15 protein-coding genes are annotated in these 17,297 nt (G+C 46.2%); 10 read left to right on the top strand and 5 right to left on the bottom strand.

Annotated elements, in window-relative coordinates; all coding sequences use genetic code 11:
• The first annotated feature begins 8 nt into the window (after positions 1-8).
• The 10 genes from ACRC53_RS11570 (at position 9) to ACRC53_RS11525 (ending at position 12,681) form a co-directional block, all read left to right on the top strand.
• Complete coding sequence (locus ACRC53_RS11570; RefSeq protein WP_438643553.1) at positions 9-914, top strand: flagellar hook assembly protein FlgD; 906 nt, start codon at positions 9-11, stop codon at positions 912-914.
• Positions 914-2,230, top strand: coding sequence for a flagellar hook protein FlgE (flgE, locus tag ACRC53_RS11565; RefSeq protein WP_438643552.1), 1,317 nt, complete (start codon positions 914-916; stop codon positions 2,228-2,230). The genes ACRC53_RS11570 and flgE overlap by 1 nt, the downstream gene beginning before the upstream one ends.
• Before the next feature lie 80 nt (positions 2,231-2,310).
• A complete protein-coding gene (locus ACRC53_RS11560; RefSeq protein WP_438643551.1) occupies positions 2,311-3,057 on the top strand; it encodes a flagellar basal body rod protein FlgF in 747 nt (248 codons plus the stop codon).
• A 25-nt stretch (positions 3,058-3,082) separates the two neighbouring features.
• On the top strand, positions 3,083-3,871 hold the full coding sequence (flgG, locus tag ACRC53_RS11555; protein WP_438643550.1) for a flagellar basal-body rod protein FlgG: 789 nt from the start codon (positions 3,083-3,085) through the stop codon (positions 3,869-3,871).
• A gap of 11 nt (positions 3,872-3,882) precedes the next feature.
• Positions 3,883-4,980 (top strand): flagellar basal body P-ring protein FlgI, encoded by a 1,098-nt coding sequence (locus ACRC53_RS11550; protein ID WP_438643549.1) that lies wholly within the window; start codon positions 3,883-3,885, stop codon positions 4,978-4,980.
• Positions 4,980-6,089 (top strand): flagellar assembly peptidoglycan hydrolase FlgJ, encoded by a 1,110-nt coding sequence (flgJ, locus tag ACRC53_RS11545; protein ID WP_438643548.1) that lies wholly within the window; start codon positions 4,980-4,982, stop codon positions 6,087-6,089. Before ACRC53_RS11550 ends, flgJ begins: the two co-directional genes overlap by 1 nt.
• A gap of 162 nt (positions 6,090-6,251) precedes the next feature.
• Positions 6,252-6,935, top strand: coding sequence for a flagellar basal body L-ring protein FlgH (gene flgH / locus ACRC53_RS11540; protein WP_438643547.1), 684 nt, complete (start codon positions 6,252-6,254; stop codon positions 6,933-6,935).
• A gap of 130 nt (positions 6,936-7,065) precedes the next feature.
• Entirely contained in the window at positions 7,066-8,985 is a 1,920-nt protein-coding gene (gene flgK, locus ACRC53_RS11535; protein WP_438643546.1) for a flagellar hook-associated protein FlgK, read from the top strand.
• Between the two features lie 138 nt (positions 8,986-9,123).
• A complete protein-coding gene (gene flgL / locus ACRC53_RS11530; protein ID WP_438643545.1) occupies positions 9,124-10,395 on the top strand; it encodes a flagellar hook-associated protein FlgL in 1,272 nt (423 codons plus the stop codon).
• Between the two features lie 192 nt (positions 10,396-10,587).
• On the top strand, positions 10,588-12,681 hold the full coding sequence (locus tag ACRC53_RS11525; RefSeq protein ID WP_438643544.1) for a tetratricopeptide repeat protein: 2,094 nt from the start codon (positions 10,588-10,590) through the stop codon (positions 12,679-12,681).
• Between the two features lie 63 nt (positions 12,682-12,744).
• Here ACRC53_RS11525 and pseI read toward each other — a convergent pair whose 3' ends face one another.
• The 5 genes from pseI to pseC form a co-directional block, all read right to left on the bottom strand.
• Entirely contained in the window at positions 12,745-13,803 is a 1,059-nt protein-coding gene (gene pseI / locus ACRC53_RS11520; RefSeq protein WP_438643543.1) for a pseudaminic acid synthase, read from the bottom strand.
• 71 nt (positions 13,804-13,874) lie between these two features.
• Positions 13,875-14,318 (bottom strand): GNAT family N-acetyltransferase, encoded by a 444-nt coding sequence (locus tag ACRC53_RS11515; RefSeq protein ID WP_438643542.1) that lies wholly within the window; start codon positions 14,316-14,318, stop codon positions 13,875-13,877.
• Between the two features lie 87 nt (positions 14,319-14,405).
• Entirely contained in the window at positions 14,406-15,446 is a 1,041-nt protein-coding gene (gene pseG / locus ACRC53_RS11510; protein ID WP_438643541.1) for a UDP-2,4-diacetamido-2,4,6-trideoxy-beta-L-altropyranose hydrolase, read from the bottom strand.
• Complete coding sequence (gene pseF, locus ACRC53_RS11505; protein ID WP_438643540.1) at positions 15,436-16,128, bottom strand: pseudaminic acid cytidylyltransferase; 693 nt, start codon at positions 16,126-16,128, stop codon at positions 15,436-15,438. Before pseF ends, pseG begins: the two co-directional genes overlap by 11 nt.
• Entirely contained in the window at positions 16,125-17,297 is a 1,173-nt protein-coding gene (gene pseC / locus ACRC53_RS11500) for a UDP-4-amino-4,6-dideoxy-N-acetyl-beta-L-altrosamine transaminase (RefSeq protein WP_438643539.1), read from the bottom strand. The genes pseF and pseC overlap by 4 nt, the downstream gene beginning before the upstream one ends.

Genomic DNA, 17,297 nt, shown 5'->3' with positions numbered 1-17,297 from the left:
AGCAGCAGGTGATAGACCCCAATGTCCGCACGACTCGTTATCTGGATCAGGTGAACCGCCAAAATACTGTTGCCAACAGTAATACTCGTACAACGGATGCGAATACACGCAGTAAAAGTACCGACGAAACACCCAATACCCGCCCCAATGAAACACCGACTGGAGGGGCAACATCATCGCTGACCCAGCAAGATTTTATGCGCTTGTTGACCCAACAGTTAGCGTTTCAAGACCCATTTAACCCCGTCAGTAATGATCAAATGGTGTCGCAGATGGCCTCATTTTCCACCATTGATGGCATCAACAAAATGACCGATCAATTCAGTTTGATGAACCAAATTATGGGTTCAGGCCAGGCGTTGCAAGCCTCATCACTGGTTGGGCAAGATGTACTACTGCCCACGAGCGATGTGTGGCTAGAAGAGAGCGGTGTGAGCGGGGCTATCTTCTCAAAAACCGGCGAGAAGCTGAATAACTTGTCGGTGCGTATTGAAGATGAGAATGGTCAGCTAATTAAGACCATCGGTATCAGCGGTGAGCAAGATGGTGTTGTGCGCTTTGACTGGGATGGCACCAATGACAGCGGTGAAAAAATGCCTGCGGGCAAATACACCATGAAAGCGACCGCAGAAATTGAGGGTGAGCAAAAAGACATTACTGACCAATTGGCCACTTACCACCGTGTCAGCAGTGTGGTGCTGCAATCAGAGTTGGGCGCGCTGATCAACGTCAACGGTATTGAGGGCGGTATTCCGATTGGTAACATTTTAGAAGTGGGGAAAATCAGTGGGGGTTCAAATTCTGGAACACCACCACCAGAGATTAAACCGCTTCCGCCCATTGGCGAGATCCCCCCCGAATCTGAAGACGGTGACAAGCCCACAGAAGAACAACTATTACGGAGATTCCTATAATGTCGAGCGTTTCCTTAAGTGGCCTGTTTGCCGCACAAAAAGATCTGAGCACCACCAGTAACAACATTGCCAACTCAAATACCATCGGGTTTAAAGAGTCGCGCGCTGAGTTTTCCGATGTGTATTCAACCTCCATTTTCTCTAACCCAAAAACAACGGTTGGTGGCGGGGTGCAAACCTCGATGATCTCGCAGCAGTTTCACGAAGGTTCGACCCGCTATACCAATAACCCGCTTGATTTGCGTGTAAACGGTAAGGGTTTTTTTGCTGTGACCAACGGAATGGATGATAAAGATGTCAACCTAACCCGTGCCGGAGAATTTAAGCTCAATCACGATAACTATATTGTTAACTCCAGTGGCCAGTATTTACGTGTGCTACCTGTTGATGACAAAGGGCACGCATCGTCTGTCAGTTTACAGGCTTCTCAGCCAGTACGTGTACCAAGCGAGGCGGGTAAACCTTCGCCATCGACCAAGCTCGATATTGGTGTCAACCTGCCTTCAGGTGCACCGGTGGTCAGCAAAGTGCCGTTTGATTTTGATGATCCGGATACCTACAGCAAGTCTACTTCGACCAATATCTATGACTCGCTGGGCAACAGCTACTCAATGACCACCTACTTTGTGAAAACCGATGATAACACGTGGGCATCGTACAACACCGTGCGCGATCAAAATGGTGATGAGCAGTATTTAGATGTGGAAGGGGGCGTAGAGAGCGATCCAAATCCGGCTGATCCAACCAAGAAAAATCCAAAAGGCGTGGTGCTTGAGTTTAATTCTGATGGTTCATTGAAATCACAAACGCCAGAAAATGCAAAAACGGTCTCGATGCAAGATGCGGGGATCTCATTAAGTGGCGCTGATACATCACAAACATTAGATCTGAATTTTGATAAACCAACTCAGTATGCGTCTGATTTTAATGTGAAAAAAATCACCGAAAATGGTGTGGTGGTTGGCCGTTTGACGAAGGTAGATATCACCCCTGAAGGCTTAATGGTGGCGAACTACTCGAACGGAAAAAGCGAGTATCTGGGTAAAGTGATGCTAGTGACCGTACCCAATGAACAAGGGTTAACCCAACTTGGCGGTACACAGTGGGGCGCGACACCTGACTCTGGCGCAATGCTTATTGGTGAGCCCGGAAAAGGCTCAAATGGCCGGATTATGAGCGGTGCGCTGGAGGAGTCGAACACCAATATGACGGTTGAAATGGTGGATTTGATCACTGCGCAACGCAATTTTCAGGCGAACTCACGCGCACTGGAGATCGATCAATCACTGCAGCAGACTATTTTACAAATTCGTTAATCAGATTTTGTCATTATGCGGCTTTTTCGTATTGGAAAATGGAAAAAGCCGAGTATCTGCTTAAAACGCCGGAGTGACTGATGGATAAAATGCTCTACATCGCCATGAGTGGTGCAAAACAAAATCTGCAAGGTGTGCAAGTGCATGCCAATAATTTGGCTAATGCGAATACACAGGGTTTTCGTAGTGATTTTGAGCAGGCTCGTTCAATGCAGGCGTACGGTGAAGGCTTGCCTTCACGAGTATTTAGCATGGTTGAGCGACCAGGCAGTGATTTTACACACGGCGGTTTTATGACGACCAACCGTGAACTCGATGTTGCGATTGCCGGTGAAGGTTGGATCTCGGTACGCGCCGCGGATGGCACTGAAGCCTATTCGCGAGCTGGACATTTACAGGTTGACCAAAACGGTCAGTTAATGAACAGCAGCAATCAGCCAGTATTGGGCGATGATGGCAACCCGCTGAACTTACCGTTGCCACTGGCGAAAATAGAAGTTGGTGGAGATGGCACACTCTCGTATCTGCCCAAAGGTGCGCCGCCTGATGCACTCGAACAAGCGGGCCGTATTAAGCTGGTGAATCCGCCACTCAACACCCTAACCAAAGGGGATGACGGTTTATTTCGCACCCGTGATGGTATGCCACAAGCGGCAGATCCGGTTGTGCGATTGGTCAGCGGAAAGCTGGAGTCGAGCAACGTCAGCTCTGTTGGCGAAATGGTGCAGATGATTGATTTGCAGCGCCAGTTTGATATGCAAGTGAAAGCGATGAAAGCGGCAGAAGAGAATGATACTGCGCAAGATCGTTTGCTGAAATTGAGTTAACCGCTATCGCGTTAAGGGGAATATCATGGATCCGGCATTATGGGTCAGTAAAACCGGTTTGGATGCACAGCAGACCAATATCCGCAATATCTCAAATAACATCTCTAACGCCAGTACAGTCGGCTTTAAAAAGGGCCGTGTGGTGTTTGAAGATTTGCTGTATCAAAAAATTAATCAGCCGGGCGCGTCCTCCTCACAAGACGATCAGATGCCCTCTGGGCTGATGCTCGGCAGCGGTACCAAAGTGGTGGCTACCCAGAAAAATTTCCAGCAAGGCGGAGTGCAAGTCACTAGCAATGCCTTTGACATGATGATCGATGGCGACGGTTTTTTCCAAATTCGCTTGCCCGATGGCTCAACCGGTTATACCCGTAATGGCCAGTTCCAGATGGATGATGAAGGCAATTTAGTGACTGCCGGATCAGGCTATCCGGTTGAGCCGAATATTGCGATTCCAACAGATGCCACTTCAGTGACAGTGAGTGCCGATGGGCAAGTCTCTGCGCGTATGCAGGGGCAGGCTGAAAACCAGCAAGTTGGGCAAATTACCTTAGTCAGTTTTGTGAACCCGCAAGGGCTAGAGCCGATGGGCGAAAACCTGTATGTGCAAACAGGCGCAAGCGGTGAGGCGCAAGAGGGGACTCCGGGGCTCGATGGATTAGGTAAGATCAAACAAGGTGCGCTTGAATCTTCCAACGTGAATGTGACCGAAGAGCTGATTAACCTGATTGAAGCCCAGCGCGTATTTGAGATGAACTCAAAAGTGATCTCATCGGTTGATGAAATGCTGGGCTACGTTTCTCAGCGTCTGTAAAGAGTAACCTGATGCAAAAACCTTGGTTAGGGATCATGATGGCCATCAGTTGTGTACTGATGCCAACTGCGCAGGCTGCACGGATCAAAGATGTGGCGGCTGTTGAAGGGGTGCGTAGCAACCAACTGGTTGGTTACGGTTTAGTGGTAGGGTTAACCGGTACGGGCGAAAAAAGCCCGTTTACCGAGCAGAGTTTTAAAGCCATGCTACAAAACTTTGGTATTCAGATCCCGCAGAATGTGAAGCCGAAAATCAATAATGTTGCGGCGGTTGCCGTAACAGCAGAACTGGCGGCTTTTACCAAGCAGGGGCAAACCATTGATGTCACCGTCTCTTCACTGGGTGAGGCAAAAAGCCTGCGCGGTGGGGTATTGCTGCAAACTATGCTCAAAGGGCTCGATGGCCAAGTATATGCCGTTGCGCAGGGCAATTTGGTGGTAGGCGGATTTAGTGCCGAAGGGAATGACGGGTCAAAAATCCAATCAAACACCCCCACTGTAGGGCGGATCCCAAACGGTGCGACAGTAGAACAAGAAGTGCCAACGCCCTTTGCACGTGGCGATTTTATCACCTACAACCTGCATAACGCCGATTTTACCAGTGCCAGACGCATGGCTGAATCAATCAATGATCTGCTCGGTGGCCGTATTGCGCAAGCTGTGGATGCTACCTCAGTACGGGTACGCGCGCCGCGTGATGCTACCGAGCGCGTTAATTTTCTTTCGACCATCGAGAATATCAACTTCGATCCGGCAGAAGAGGCTGCACGCATTGTGGTCAATTCACGTACCGGTACGATCGTGGTGGGGCAAAATGTTCGTTTGCGCCCAGCAGCGATTACCCATGGCGGGTTAACAGTAACTATTAACGAAAACCTCAATGTCAGCCAGCCAAACCCGTTTACACAGGGGCAAACGGTGGTAACACCTGACTCGAATATTCAAGTCAATCAAGCTAAATCAAACATGGTGAAGTTTGATCCGGGTGTGACGCTCGATGATCTGGTACGTGCAGTGAATGATATCGGGGCTGGCCCTTCAGATGTTATGGCGATCCTTGAGGCACTCAAACAAGCTGGTGCGATACAAGGCGAACTGGTGGTTATTTGATGGATACCCCGTTTGTTGATGCCAGCACCTACCATGACCTAAGCAGCCTCTCGCGCCTGCGTGAGGCCGCGCAAGGCGATGACAATAATGCCTTGCGCGCGGCAGCCAATCAGTTCGAAGCCACCTTCATGCGTCAGATGTTAAAAAGCATGCGCGATGCCAACGCTGCGTTTAAATCTGACTCGCCGTTTAACTCCTCTTCGGGCGATTTTTATCAACAAATGTACGATGAAGAGCTGGCCGGTGAGCTATCGCGTCAGGGGTCATTGGGGCTGGCAGACCTGTTGGTGAAGCAACTCGGTGGTGAAGATGAACAAACCGCATCAGCCTCATCAGTTGCACAGGCAGGTGGGCAACCGATAAGTTCGCTGCAAACAAGCCTACCGCTTACTGCACCATTGGCAAGCAATGCGCTAAACCCGCTGCCTGCGCGGGGTTCGCTACAGAACATGCGTGCGCCACTTGGCGATCTGCTCTCTGAGCTGCGTTTGCGCAAAACCCATGTGGGAGATGCAAAGCCGCTGGGTGATGATCAAGATACCCATAAACTGTTACCTGAGTTGTATCAGCCTGAATCGCTGCAGCATGCGCAACGCGCAAAAACACAAGATAATCAGGGGCGCGGTGATACCGAAAATGGCACATTTTCCAGCGCACAAGAGTTTGTTGCTACGCTGTTTCCCCATGCACTCAAAGCCGCCAAACGGCTCGGTACAACTCCTGCCATTTTGATAGCGCAAGCGGCACTGGAGACAGGGTGGGGTAAAAGTATTATTCAAAATGCAGCAGGCAGCAGTAATAACCTGTTTAACATCAAAGCAGATAAACGCTGGCAGGGCGATAAAGTCACCGTACGGACACTCGAATACTTTGATGGTACAGCAGTCAATATGACCTCACCGTTTCGAGCGTATGAGAGTTTTGCCGACAGTTTTGACGATTATGTGCACTTTTTACAGCAAAATGGCCGTTATTCAAAGGCGTTGCAACAGGCTGCTAATCCTGAAACCTATATCTCGCATTTACAACAGGCAGGGTACGCAACCGACCCCCGCTATGCTAGCAAAGTCATCAGCATACTGCGCCGCGTTCAGTCACTACTGGAGTAACCTATTTTCATGAATCCGTTGTCTACTCAGCCCTTAAAACGCGGCTGTGATCCTATACAAAAGAGATCTTTTTTATCTGTTATTCCCACCAATATGCGGTCAATTTTTATTCTGCCAGCGAGCACGAATAATAATCACATTCATCAAAGACAAAAACGCACCGTGCACGCTCTGATCCCGTGTCTGCTGTTGCTGGTGAGCAGCGTACTGAGTGGCTGCGCACAGCCAAGCAAGCCCATTGCAGATGATCCCAATTGGGCTCCCGTTGAGCCACCGCCGGCAGTAAAACCGCCAGTAGAGTTAACCGGTTCACTGTTTATTAAACCACAAGGTGGTGGGCTGTATTCCGACATAAAAGCGCACCGTGTTGGCGATATTATCACTGTGCAACTGCGTGAAAATACCAAAGCTAAAAAGAATGCGAATACTGATTTAAGTAAAGAGAGCAAAGCCAATTTAACCAGCCCAGTGATTGCTGGCCGCCCAGTGACGATTAACGGCGTGCCGTTGTCATTTGGCCTTGAGAATAGCAATGATTTTCAGGGCGGATCAGCTGCTGATCAGAGCAATAGTTTAAGCGGGGCGATTTCAGTGGAAGTGGTGCAAGTGCTCTCAAACGGTAATTTGCGCGTGCGTGGTGAGAAGTGGATCACCCTCAATAATGGTGAAGAATTTATTCGTTTAACCGGCACGATTCGGCCACAAGATATCGGCTCTAACAATGTGCTTGATTCACCTAAAATGTCAAACGCTCGGATTCAATATTCAGGCACGGGTGCATTCTCTGATACTCAAAAGCAGGGATGGTTATCGCGCTTTTTTAACAGTGAATGGTTTCCACTTTGATATCCATTATCTGTTGAGTCATCAGGGTAAAGTTTTGCTCAGTGTGGCAGATACAGAGTACAAGCATGGTAATGCGTTTTCCCCAAAGCGGTATGTGCTGCTGGGATAGGGCCATATTTAGGAGAGTGTAATGAGTGATCTACTGCAACTGGGCATGAGCGGTGTATTGACCAATCAGGCGCAACTTAAAGTAACCAGTAACAATATTAATAACGTTAATACCGTAGGTTATAGCCGTCAGGTTGCAGTACAAAACACCAACGGAACACTGTATCAAGGCAATTTACAGTTTGGTACTGGGGTAAATATTAGTGAAGTACGCCGAGTTTACAGCAGTTATGCCAATAATGAGCTGAATATGGCGACCACCAAATTCTCTAATGCCTCACACCGTACAGGCAACTTAGCCGAGCTGGATAATTTGCTCTCAAAAGTGGGGATAAAAATTCCTAATACGTTAAATAGCTGGTTTGATGCAGTCAAAAAGCTGGGTGATACCCCTAATGATGTGGCACTGCGTCAGCAGGTGCTCGATCAAGGTAAAAACCTAACGGCGCATTTTAACAACATTCATAGCACGTTAGATAATAAGCTCAACGAAATCAACAGCCAACTTGAAGGAAATGCAGGTCGAGTTAATGATATCGCCAAAGAGTTGGCAGCCATTAACCAATCAATTGTTGAGCAGGGCGGTTCATCAAATGAGATGGAAGATCGCCGCCAATTACTGCTCGATGAACTGGCCGAGTTCACTCAAGTGTCAACCGTGCCAAAAGATGATGGTTCAATCAACGTGCTGATCGGCGGTGGCCATACACTGGTGTCGGGTACAGAGAGCGCCACCATCAAGATGATTGATGGCTCGCCCGATCCGCGCCAAACCCAGTTGGCGATCAGTTGGGGGAACAGCAATAAACCGTTGAACGGCCAATCACTTGGTGGCAGTTTAGGGGCAATGTTTGAGATGCGCGATGTGCATATCCCCAAAGCGATGGATGAGATTGGTCTGATGTCGCTTGGTATTGCCGAGAGTATCAATAAGCAGCAGCAACAAGGGTTGGATCTCAACGGTAGCGTTGGCCAAAACATGTTTACGGATATCAACAGTGAGCGGGCTAAACAGGGGCGGGTAGTCACGAACAACCCGAATCTGAATTTGAGCGTAAATATTGATGATATTGGGAAACTCAGCAGTGGCCCATTTAATGTGGAGTTTGACGGTACCGATTATCTGCTGCGTGATAAAAACGGGAATACCCTTGAGACTCTTAGCATGCAGGGGAATCCGCCCACAAGTTTGAGTTCAGAAACATACGGGTTTAGCCTTGAGTTAAACGGCGGCACGATCAATAAAGGCGATAAAATAGAGATCCGCCCAACTCGTCAGGCCGCTGCCGATATCGATATGGTGATGACCAAGCCAGAACAGATTGCCGCACAAGGGATCATCACGCAAGGTGAGAACAATAAAGGTAGCGGTTCGGTAGGCGTTGTGCCAAAAGATCCGACTGTTGCAGGGTATCCTACGAATGGCAGTACGCTAAATATCGAATATTTTGATGATGGCGGAACACTCTCATACCGCATTACTGATGGTGCAACCCCACCCAATGCGTTGCAAGAGGGGGCATTTAAAGCCGGTGAAACCTTAACCGTGGCTGGCGTAGAGATTACGTTAGACGGGCAACCACAAGCCGGTGATACCTGCAAAATCGATCTTGATCCGGCATCAGGCAGCAACACTAATTTGATGGCGATGCAAGATCTGCAAAACAGCAAAATCATGGGGAATGGCACACAAACGTTGTTTGATGTGTATGAAAAGCTTAATACGGATATTGGCGCGGCGCAATCATCAGCCCAGCGTGACTACTCGCACAGCAAACTTGAATACCAATCTGCGGCTTCACGTATGAGCAGTATTTCAGGTGTAGATTTGAATGAGGAAGCAGGTAATCTCATTCGTTATCAGCAATCTTATGCGGCCAGTGCCCGTATTATTTCCGTTGCCGATGAGATTTTTCAAACCCTGTTAGGATCTATTGGCTAATATCCCTAAAGATAAAAAGTATGTGGGTATTGGTTCGTGGTGAACATAACGCGCTCACGAATATACCGTGTTTGTGATCATAAAAAGAACAATCACCTATTTAGTAGGTTGAAGTATAAGGTTAGGGAGTAGAGCAGCATGCGCGTTCCTTCATTTCAAGAATACCGTTTTTTTAGCACCAATATGGGCGAAAAACAGGCCGATATGAGTAAGCTGTTTGGTCAGATGACATCAGGTAAGCGCGTTGAAGCGGCGGGTGATGACTCAGTAGCGATGATCTCCATTCACAATTTAAAGCAGCAAAGCACTTTAAATCAGCAATACACCAATATGGCCGATTTATCACTAAACCGTTTGGCACAAGAAGAGACGTATCTGAAAAATGCCGACGATTTAGTGCAAAATACCCGTGAGAAAATGTTGGGCTCATTGAATGGCTCAGTCGATGCAGAAGGGTTGAACTCATTATCACAAGATATGCAGTCTAACTTTGATGCCATGCTCGATCTGGCTAATACCCGTGATGAGTCGGGCAACTATATCTTTGGTGGTACGAAAACAGACAAACCCCCGTTTTATAAAGATGCTGACGGTAACGTGCAGTACCGCGGTAACGATGAGCAGCGTTATTTACAAGTGGCCTCGTCAATTCAGATCCCGATCAGTGATTCGGGGAGCAAACTGTTTCAGCAAGTCCCGAATCCGTTTGGCGATCACACCCCTGATTATCAGCGTGCAACCGGTTCTGATTTTTTTATCGAAAAAACCGAAAGTCAGGGGAGTTCAGCGGAGAAATATGACATTGAGTTCGTCACTCTAGATGATGGCAGCACCGGTTTTCTCGCCAAAGACAGCAGTGGCGCGTATGTACCAGCACAGAAGCTCAGTGATCCTAATGACCCAAACAGTACACTGCTTCCTCCAGAGCCACAGCCGGTTGATATGGTTAATAACCAAATTATTATCGATGATGGTACAGGGGCAGCCGACAGCCAAAAGGTCAAAATTACCTTCAGTGGTACCCCCACGGTAACAGAAGAGGGCGCAGATAAAGTCAGCATCACACCGGAAAAAAACATTGATGCTTTCGCTGCCATGCAAAACGCAATCAATAATGTGCAAGATGGCAGTAATAGCGGCAATATCAGTGTGGGTATTAAGCAGATGGATGCCATTAGCAAGCATCTCAACAGTGTGCGTGGTGAAGTCGGTACCCGTATGCAAGCGGCAGAAACTGCAAAAGAAGATCATGCTGATAATGAAGTGGTACTTAAAACCGCGCTCTCATCGCAAGAAGATATTGATTATCCTACTGCAGCACTGCAATTTTCTATGATGAGTTTAGCTATGCAAGCCAGCCAACAGACCTTTGTCAAATTACAGGGCATGAGCTTATTTAATTATTTGTGATGCACTATTGATTGATTGATTGATTGATTGATTGATTGATTGATTGATTGATTGTTGGTAATCAATTACCCATTTCTCAAAAATCGCTCTTTGGAGCGATTTTTTTTATGTTTTTTTGCTACGTAACCCCATAGGAAATGGCGTAATAATTGCTATGTCAGACGTATTAGAGACAAGCAATCAGAGGAAAACATGTCTGACATACAGAATCTGCCTTCGGCAGAAGAGATCGAAGCGCATTTTCAATGTGGGGTAGAGTTATTTAATCAGGGCAGTAAGGAAGAGGGGTATCAGATTGTTCGCCTGATGGCTGACTTATGTACTGAGCATTTTACCTATCAGCATACTGCGGGTCTGATTGCTTTTGAAAATAATAACCAAGAGGCCGCACAACATTATCTATGGCGAGCCGCTGAGTGTGATCCCAATAACCTTGAGATCTATTTTACCCTTGTGCAATCTTATTTTCGCAGTAAACAGTATGTAAGTTGCCTGAACTTACTGACTGAACTAGAACAGCATATTTCTGGCAGCGTCGAGCTTTTGACACTGAAAAAAGAAGCATACGAGCAAATGGGTGATAAAACCAATGCGATGCGCTACCGAGCACTGTTACGAGAAGTACAACAAAGCGAAGAGATTGTAGAACTAGAAACGACGCTGCAAGGGTATTACAAACAGGCTAACGATTTAATTGAGAGCCGAAATTTTGCTGATGCCGAGCACTTACTCTCAATGGCTCAAGAGCTTAAGGACGGTGATGCCGAGCATGATTTTTTATGGGCTTATCTCTACCACCGCCAAGATAAAAATGAGCAGGCTAAACCTAAAGCCGAGATTGCCTATAAAAAAGGGTTTCGCAAGCCAGGAATGTATTATGTGTATGGCTACATTCTCAATGAGTTAGGTCAATATCCCGCAGCACGCAAGATTTTACAAGAAGGCGTGAAAGCCTACCCTGAAAGCGTGGTTATCTATGAGACTCTGGCAGTAAATTACCTTAAGTCTGGGGCATATGAGCAGGCTCTCAAAGCATACCGTAAACTTAATACGGATAAGCCATCCGATGAATATCGTATTCAAATGGCGATTGCTGAGTTTAAATGGCTAGAAAGCAGTAATAAAAATCTGAATTACGCTACTGTGCATCAGTTCCAAGATAAACTATTACCGTTATATCACCAATATCCAGGAAATGCAGGGTTAGCTGATGCAGCAGCCAAAATTTATCAATGGTTAGGTCTGGGGAAACAAGGTGATTTGGTATATCAGGATTTGATTGAACGCTATCCAAGCTCAGTATCTCCACGATGGAATCGTCAACAGTACTTGGGTATGACGCACCAATATACCGAATTTTTAGAGGCTTATCGTTATGGGGAGCAATGTAGCCTACGTGTGACTTTTGGTCGAGAAATTAACCGTTGGCAAGGTCAAGCATTACAAGATAATGAAACACTACTGATTTATTGCGAGCAAGGCATTGGGGATGAAATCCGTTTTGCTCATAATTATGGGCTTGCTGCTGAAAAAGCGAAAAATGTTATTGTATATACTGAACCTCGTCTTATTGAGATGTTTAGTTTAGCGTTCCCAACAATAACATTTATTCCATGTGGTTTTAACAATGCATCTCGCACCTATCCTAATGAAATAGAATATATTCAGGATAATGTTTTTATTGTGGCTGCAGGTGACTTGATGGAAATTAATTTCCGCGAGAGTGGGTCATTATTGCGCGCAGAGCCCTATGTGGTATTACCTACTGAGTTAACTCACGTTTGGCAACAGCGTATCGAACAATTACCCAAGCGCAAATATAATATTGGAATATCATGGCGAAGTGGCATGCGAAACCAAGGGCGTAACTTAGGTTTGCTCGATGTTATGGATATATTGCCGATATTTGCATTAGATGCGAATATTATTTCTTTGCAATATGATGATGTGAGTAAAGAGCGTAAGCAGTTACAAAAGCGCGGAAAAGATCTGATCGTTTTTGATGATTTAGATCAAAAAAATGATTTTATGAACGTAGCAGCCTTGTATCAATCACTGGATTTTGTCATTTCAGTTGGTACATCTGTTGGTGACATTGCTTATGCTGCAGGCGTTCCGGCTATTATGCTATATGCTAATTACCTAGGCCAAGAAGAAGGCGTATTACATCAAGATTTTAGTGGTTGGGGTCGTCAGTATTATTTGTTCTCTCCATTAACCAAAGATAAGTCTACGGTAGTACAGCAGTGTGTGAACGATATTCTGGCTAGTCATAACAAGCAGTAATAAACTATGCAGTAATAAGTGATGATATCTCTCCCCAATAACTGATTATTGGGGAGATAACCTTTAAATATTACGAATATCTTCCCATGATAATGCCGTTCCTTTTTTTAATAGACGACAGGCCACTTTCCCAATGACTTCATCATAATACCGAGGCAATAAGCCAAATCCTGGCCGAATACTGCGCACATTATCAGCGTTCAGCCGTTCTCCTGCGGCAATATCTTGTATGACATATAATGATCGTCGGAACTTCACGTTGCCTTTTTCTGCTTCTGTTCTCTCATAAGTTACAGCGCCTAAAGCTGACCATGCTGTTCGAGTATCTTGACATAAACGGGTTAGTTCATTGGGTTCGAGTGAAAAGCTGTCATCCGGTCCACCAGCAGAGCGGTCAAGAGTCACATGCTTTTCTATCACGCAAGCACCGAGTGCGACAGATGCAATCGCTGTGGCATTATCCAAGGTGTGATCAGATAACCCTGTGATACTGTTAAAACGCTGTGCCATATCAGGAATGGTGCGTAAATTATATTGCTCTGCGGGGGCAGGATAACCACTCACACAATGCAGCAAAACAAGCTGTTGGCAGCCGTGCGAGCGTGCAGTATTCACTGCCTCTGCAATTTCTTTAGCATTGGCCATGCCCGTTGACATAATCATCGGTTTACCGGTTTGAGCAACGCGGCGAATAAGTGGTAAATCAACTAATTCAAATGACGCTATTTTATACGCGGGAGCATCTAGCTGTTCGAGTAAATCTACTGCAGTAAAATCAAATGGCGAACTAAATATCGTAATTCCCCGTTTTTTTGCATGTTCGAATAGCGGTTGATGCCATTCCCATGGCATAGAGGCTTTTTGATAGAGAGAATAAAGTGTTTCACCATCCCACAAGCCACCCTGAATATTGAACTCATCACTGTCATGCTCAATGGTAATAGTGTTTGCTGTGTAAGTCTGCAATTTAACCGCATCAGCACCCGCTTGTTTCGCGGCATCTATAATCTGGATTGCACGGTTGATATCACCATTATGGTTTGCTGACAGTTCAGCAATAATATAAGGCGGGTAGTCTGCACCAATACGGCGACCGTTAATTTCAATATAGTTGTGGCTCATGGCGATACCCTACTCAGGTCATGGTTATATCAAATTTTATTGAGAAGATGTTATGCAATAAAGAGACAAGATTATGGTAATACGTAATGCAAGATGTCATCTTGTTGAGAAAGGAGTCGAAGCCCATTGCTTTTTGCGACAGCAATAGATGCCAAATTAGCACATTTAATTTCAGCTTTGATAGGTAATACCGTCTTATCTAAAAGATGTTTAACAATTTGTTTTGCGATACCACGGCCTCGTGCTTGAGGTGCTACCGCCCAAGAGAGGATATGTATACCCTCTATCAAATCGGCTCTTGCCATTCCAACGGGAATACTGTTTTGTACGGCGATATACACTTTCCGAGAAGGATCATTCATTACAGATTGTAGCCAGCGAGAGTGTTGTTCTGTACTGATCAGATCGGATGAATGGCTATATTGACGCGTTATCACATCATTACGCCAAGCTAGTAATATGTCGGCATCATAGGTATTGGCTGGTCGTAAATATAGACTTGTGATTAGGCACATGTTATAGCCATATTCCTTCATGAATTTCGGTTAGTGGTCAACAGTGTTATATTTTGTACGCATAGGCGCTGAGGATGACTTAACGCATTAGTATTTTGACATATCGACACGTTGATAAAATTGTTGAGCAACACGACAAGCCCCTTTTCCATCAATCATGATAGGATTTAAACGATTGAGTTGCTGCCAATAGCGGCTAATCCAGCCCAGTTCATGAGCATAATCCTCTTGCGTAAGATGCTCTGCCTCACCCAAATAGCGAACCGCATTTTTTTGAGCCAAATGGTGGGATATTTCACGCTGATTATCTGCAACACAGACCACTGAAGCTGGCGTGTTTAAGCACAGGCGTTCCCAATTACTACTGCCAGATGCACCAATCATGTAGTGCGAGGTAGCTAATAATTGCTCAAAATCATCGCGATGCGCATACAACAACACATCCATGTTTTCCGCGATTGCCTGTAATTGCGGGTAGCGCAGATTAGCTCGACCGGTAATCAAGAGAACCGTGAAGGGAAGTGGGGGGATCTCTTGTACTGCGCGTAAGAATTTTTCACACTCTCCCGTGGGATCGCTACCGCCAAAGCAGACCAATAGTTGATTTTCTCTGGGTAAATGCTGCTCTCGCAGTGAGGAAAAACGTGGCCGTAATAACGCATATTCTGGGCCGATAAGATGGGTTCCTGGGCTATTTAGATAACGCTGACTTTCGGCTGGCCAGAGATTTTGATCTAAGATTAAATCGCTCTGATGAGGCCGATTTATGTCATCAATTGCTAGTAGGGGGCATGCAAAATGGGTGCTAATTGCACACTCCCATTCTTTTCCTAGCTGATAGTGATCAACTATCACCCCATCGGCGTGAGGATGGTGCAAAATGATATTTGCAATATCATTTTGCCACGCAACGGATTCTGCATCATCGGGCAATACGGTTATGCCATACCCATGAGCAACAATATAATCATTCAGATTGCCAGGTAAATCTCGGCAAATGAAATGAACCTGACAACCTAATTCGGTGAGATGTTGCGCTAAGACCATGCAGCGCATTACATGGCCAGTACCTATGTGTGCTGAGGCATCAGCTCTAATCAGGATATGGCGTGGCTTTTCAGTTCTCATTGTGCAATAGCCGAAACATAAGTTCTGCATATTCCCAGTCTTCAGGTGTATCAATATCCTGTACTCGCTGACGGGGTAAAATCATGGCGCGCGCAGCAGGAGAGAAGATAGGTTTGCCATTTAAAAAAGCATCTGTGGTTCCCCAGTAAAACTGGCCTGCATCATGAAATGCTTCAGGCAAGTCTTGTGAGCGAGTGCTTAAGTGTTCAGGTTGAAACATGCTCACGCGTTGCTGTGCATCGAGTCTAATTGCACGTTGGATCGGAAAAGCATAGCGGGTGGCACTGAATACATAGTCAGTATCGTCTTGCGCCAGTAAATGATATCCCGCCAACAAATCTTCAGCGCGCACAAAAGGGGCGGTGGCATACAGGCAACATAAGATATCTACGGGTTGTTGCTGCTGATGAAACCATAGCAAGGCATGTCGAATGACATCCGTGGTTGTCGCGTAATCGTTGGCAATATCCGCAGGCCGCATAAAAGGGACTTCAGCACCATATTGCTGCGCCACCTCGGCGATTGCAGGATCATCGGTCGATACAATGACAGCATCGAAGCAGCCTGCTTGCAAGGCTGCTTCGATGGAGTAAGCAATGATCGGTTTTCCAGCAAAGAGACGAATGTTTTTATGAGGGATACGCTTGCTGCCCCCTCGTGCTGGGATCAATGCAATTTTCACAGTTGTGCATCCTGTAAAATGGTACGCAGCACGTCAATTACAGCGTCTTGCTGCTGATCTGTCATCGCCGCAAACATGGGTAATGAAATAGCATCTTCATAATAGGCTTCAGCTATCGGATACTGGCCAATTTTAAAACCTAAGTTTTGATAATAAGGCTGGGTATGAACAGGGATATAGTGAATATTGACACCGATTCCGGTATTTCTCAGTACATCAAAAATCTCTCGTCGCGTTTTGTTGAGTTTTGCACGTTGTAGACGGATCACATACAGATGAAGAGCCGAATAAGTATCTTGTTGGCTGAACAATGGCCGTATTAGCGGTAAATCATGCAGCGCCGCATGATAACGTTGGGCCAGTTGATGGCGACGCGTAACAAACGTATCTAGGCGTGTCATTTGAGAAACGCCGAGCGCGGCTTGTAATTCGGTCATGCGGTAGTTATAGCCAAGGTCAATTTGTTGGTAATACCAACTACCGTGACTTTCGCCCTGCATTTTTGATGGTTCTCGGGTAATACCATGGCTGCGTAGCAGCGCCATACGCTCGGCTAACTCAGCATTGTTAGTTAATGCCGCGCCACCTTCGGCGGTGGTGATGATTTTGACCGGATGAAAGCTAAAAATTGTGATATCAGAGTATCGGCATTTACCGATCGGCTCACCATGGTATTGCCCTCCAATTGCGTGCGAGGCATCTTCAATAATATGGAAGCCGTACTCTTGCGATAGCGCATAAATGGCGGCCATATCACATGGATAACCACATAAATGTACCGGCACAACAATTTTGGGCAGAGTACCGTTTTGTTGAGCACGTTTGAGTTTTTGCTCTAACTGTTGCGGGCACAAATTATAGGTAACGGGGTCAATATCAACAAAATCGACATCAGCACCACAATAGCGGGCACAGTTAGCGGATGCGACGAAAGTAATCGGTGTTGTCCATAAACGATCGCCAGAACCTAATCCGAGCGCCATACAGGCAATATGTAACGCCGATGTCGCACTGTTGACGGCCAGAGCATATTGGGCACCGGTGGCTTGCTGTAAAGCCGACTCAAAGGCCGGAACTTGCGGCCCTTGAGTTAAAAAGTCTGACTGCAATACAGCAACAACGGCATCAATATCATCTTGAGAGATCTGCTGTTTACCGTAAGGGATCAT

It is taken from the genome of Plesiomonas sp. (assembly GCF_051652165.1).
GTDB lineage: Bacteria > Pseudomonadota > Gammaproteobacteria > Enterobacterales > CAMTGL01 > Plesiomonas.
The sequence above is the reverse complement of the archived record's forward strand: the minus strand, read 5'-3'. Positions and strand labels throughout refer to the sequence as shown.

Excerpts from the sequence above, each read along its gene's own strand:
- flgE (WP_438643552.1), top strand. The coding sequence starts at position 914 with ATGTCGAGCGTTTCCTTAAGTGGCCTGTTTGCCGCACAAAAAGATCTG.
- ACRC53_RS11560 (WP_438643551.1), top strand. The coding sequence starts at position 2,311 with ATGGATAAAATGCTCTACATCGCCATGAGTGGTGCAAAACAAAATCTG.
- flgG (WP_438643550.1), top strand. The coding sequence starts at position 3,083 with ATGGATCCGGCATTATGGGTCAGTAAAACCGGTTTGGATGCACAGCAG.
- ACRC53_RS11550 (WP_438643549.1), top strand. The coding sequence starts at position 3,883 with ATGCAAAAACCTTGGTTAGGGATCATGATGGCCATCAGTTGTGTACTG.
- flgJ (WP_438643548.1), top strand. The coding sequence starts at position 4,980 with ATGGATACCCCGTTTGTTGATGCCAGCACCTACCATGACCTAAGCAGC.
- flgK (WP_438643546.1), top strand. The coding sequence starts at position 7,066 with ATGAGTGATCTACTGCAACTGGGCATGAGCGGTGTATTGACCAATCAG.
- flgL (WP_438643545.1), top strand. The coding sequence starts at position 9,124 with ATGCGCGTTCCTTCATTTCAAGAATACCGTTTTTTTAGCACCAATATG.
- ACRC53_RS11525 (WP_438643544.1), top strand. The coding sequence starts at position 10,588 with ATGTCTGACATACAGAATCTGCCTTCGGCAGAAGAGATCGAAGCGCAT.
- pseI (WP_438643543.1), bottom strand. The coding sequence starts at position 13,803 with ATGAGCCACAACTATATTGAAATTAACGGTCGCCGTATTGGTGCAGAC.
- ACRC53_RS11515 (WP_438643542.1), bottom strand. The coding sequence starts at position 14,318 with ATGTGCCTAATCACAAGTCTATATTTACGACCAGCCAATACCTATGAT.
- pseG (WP_438643541.1), bottom strand. The coding sequence starts at position 15,446 with ATGAGAACTGAAAAGCCACGCCATATCCTGATTAGAGCTGATGCCTCA.
- pseC (WP_438643539.1), bottom strand. The coding sequence starts at position 17,297 with ATGATCCCTTACGGTAAACAGCAGATCTCTCAAGATGATATTGATGCC.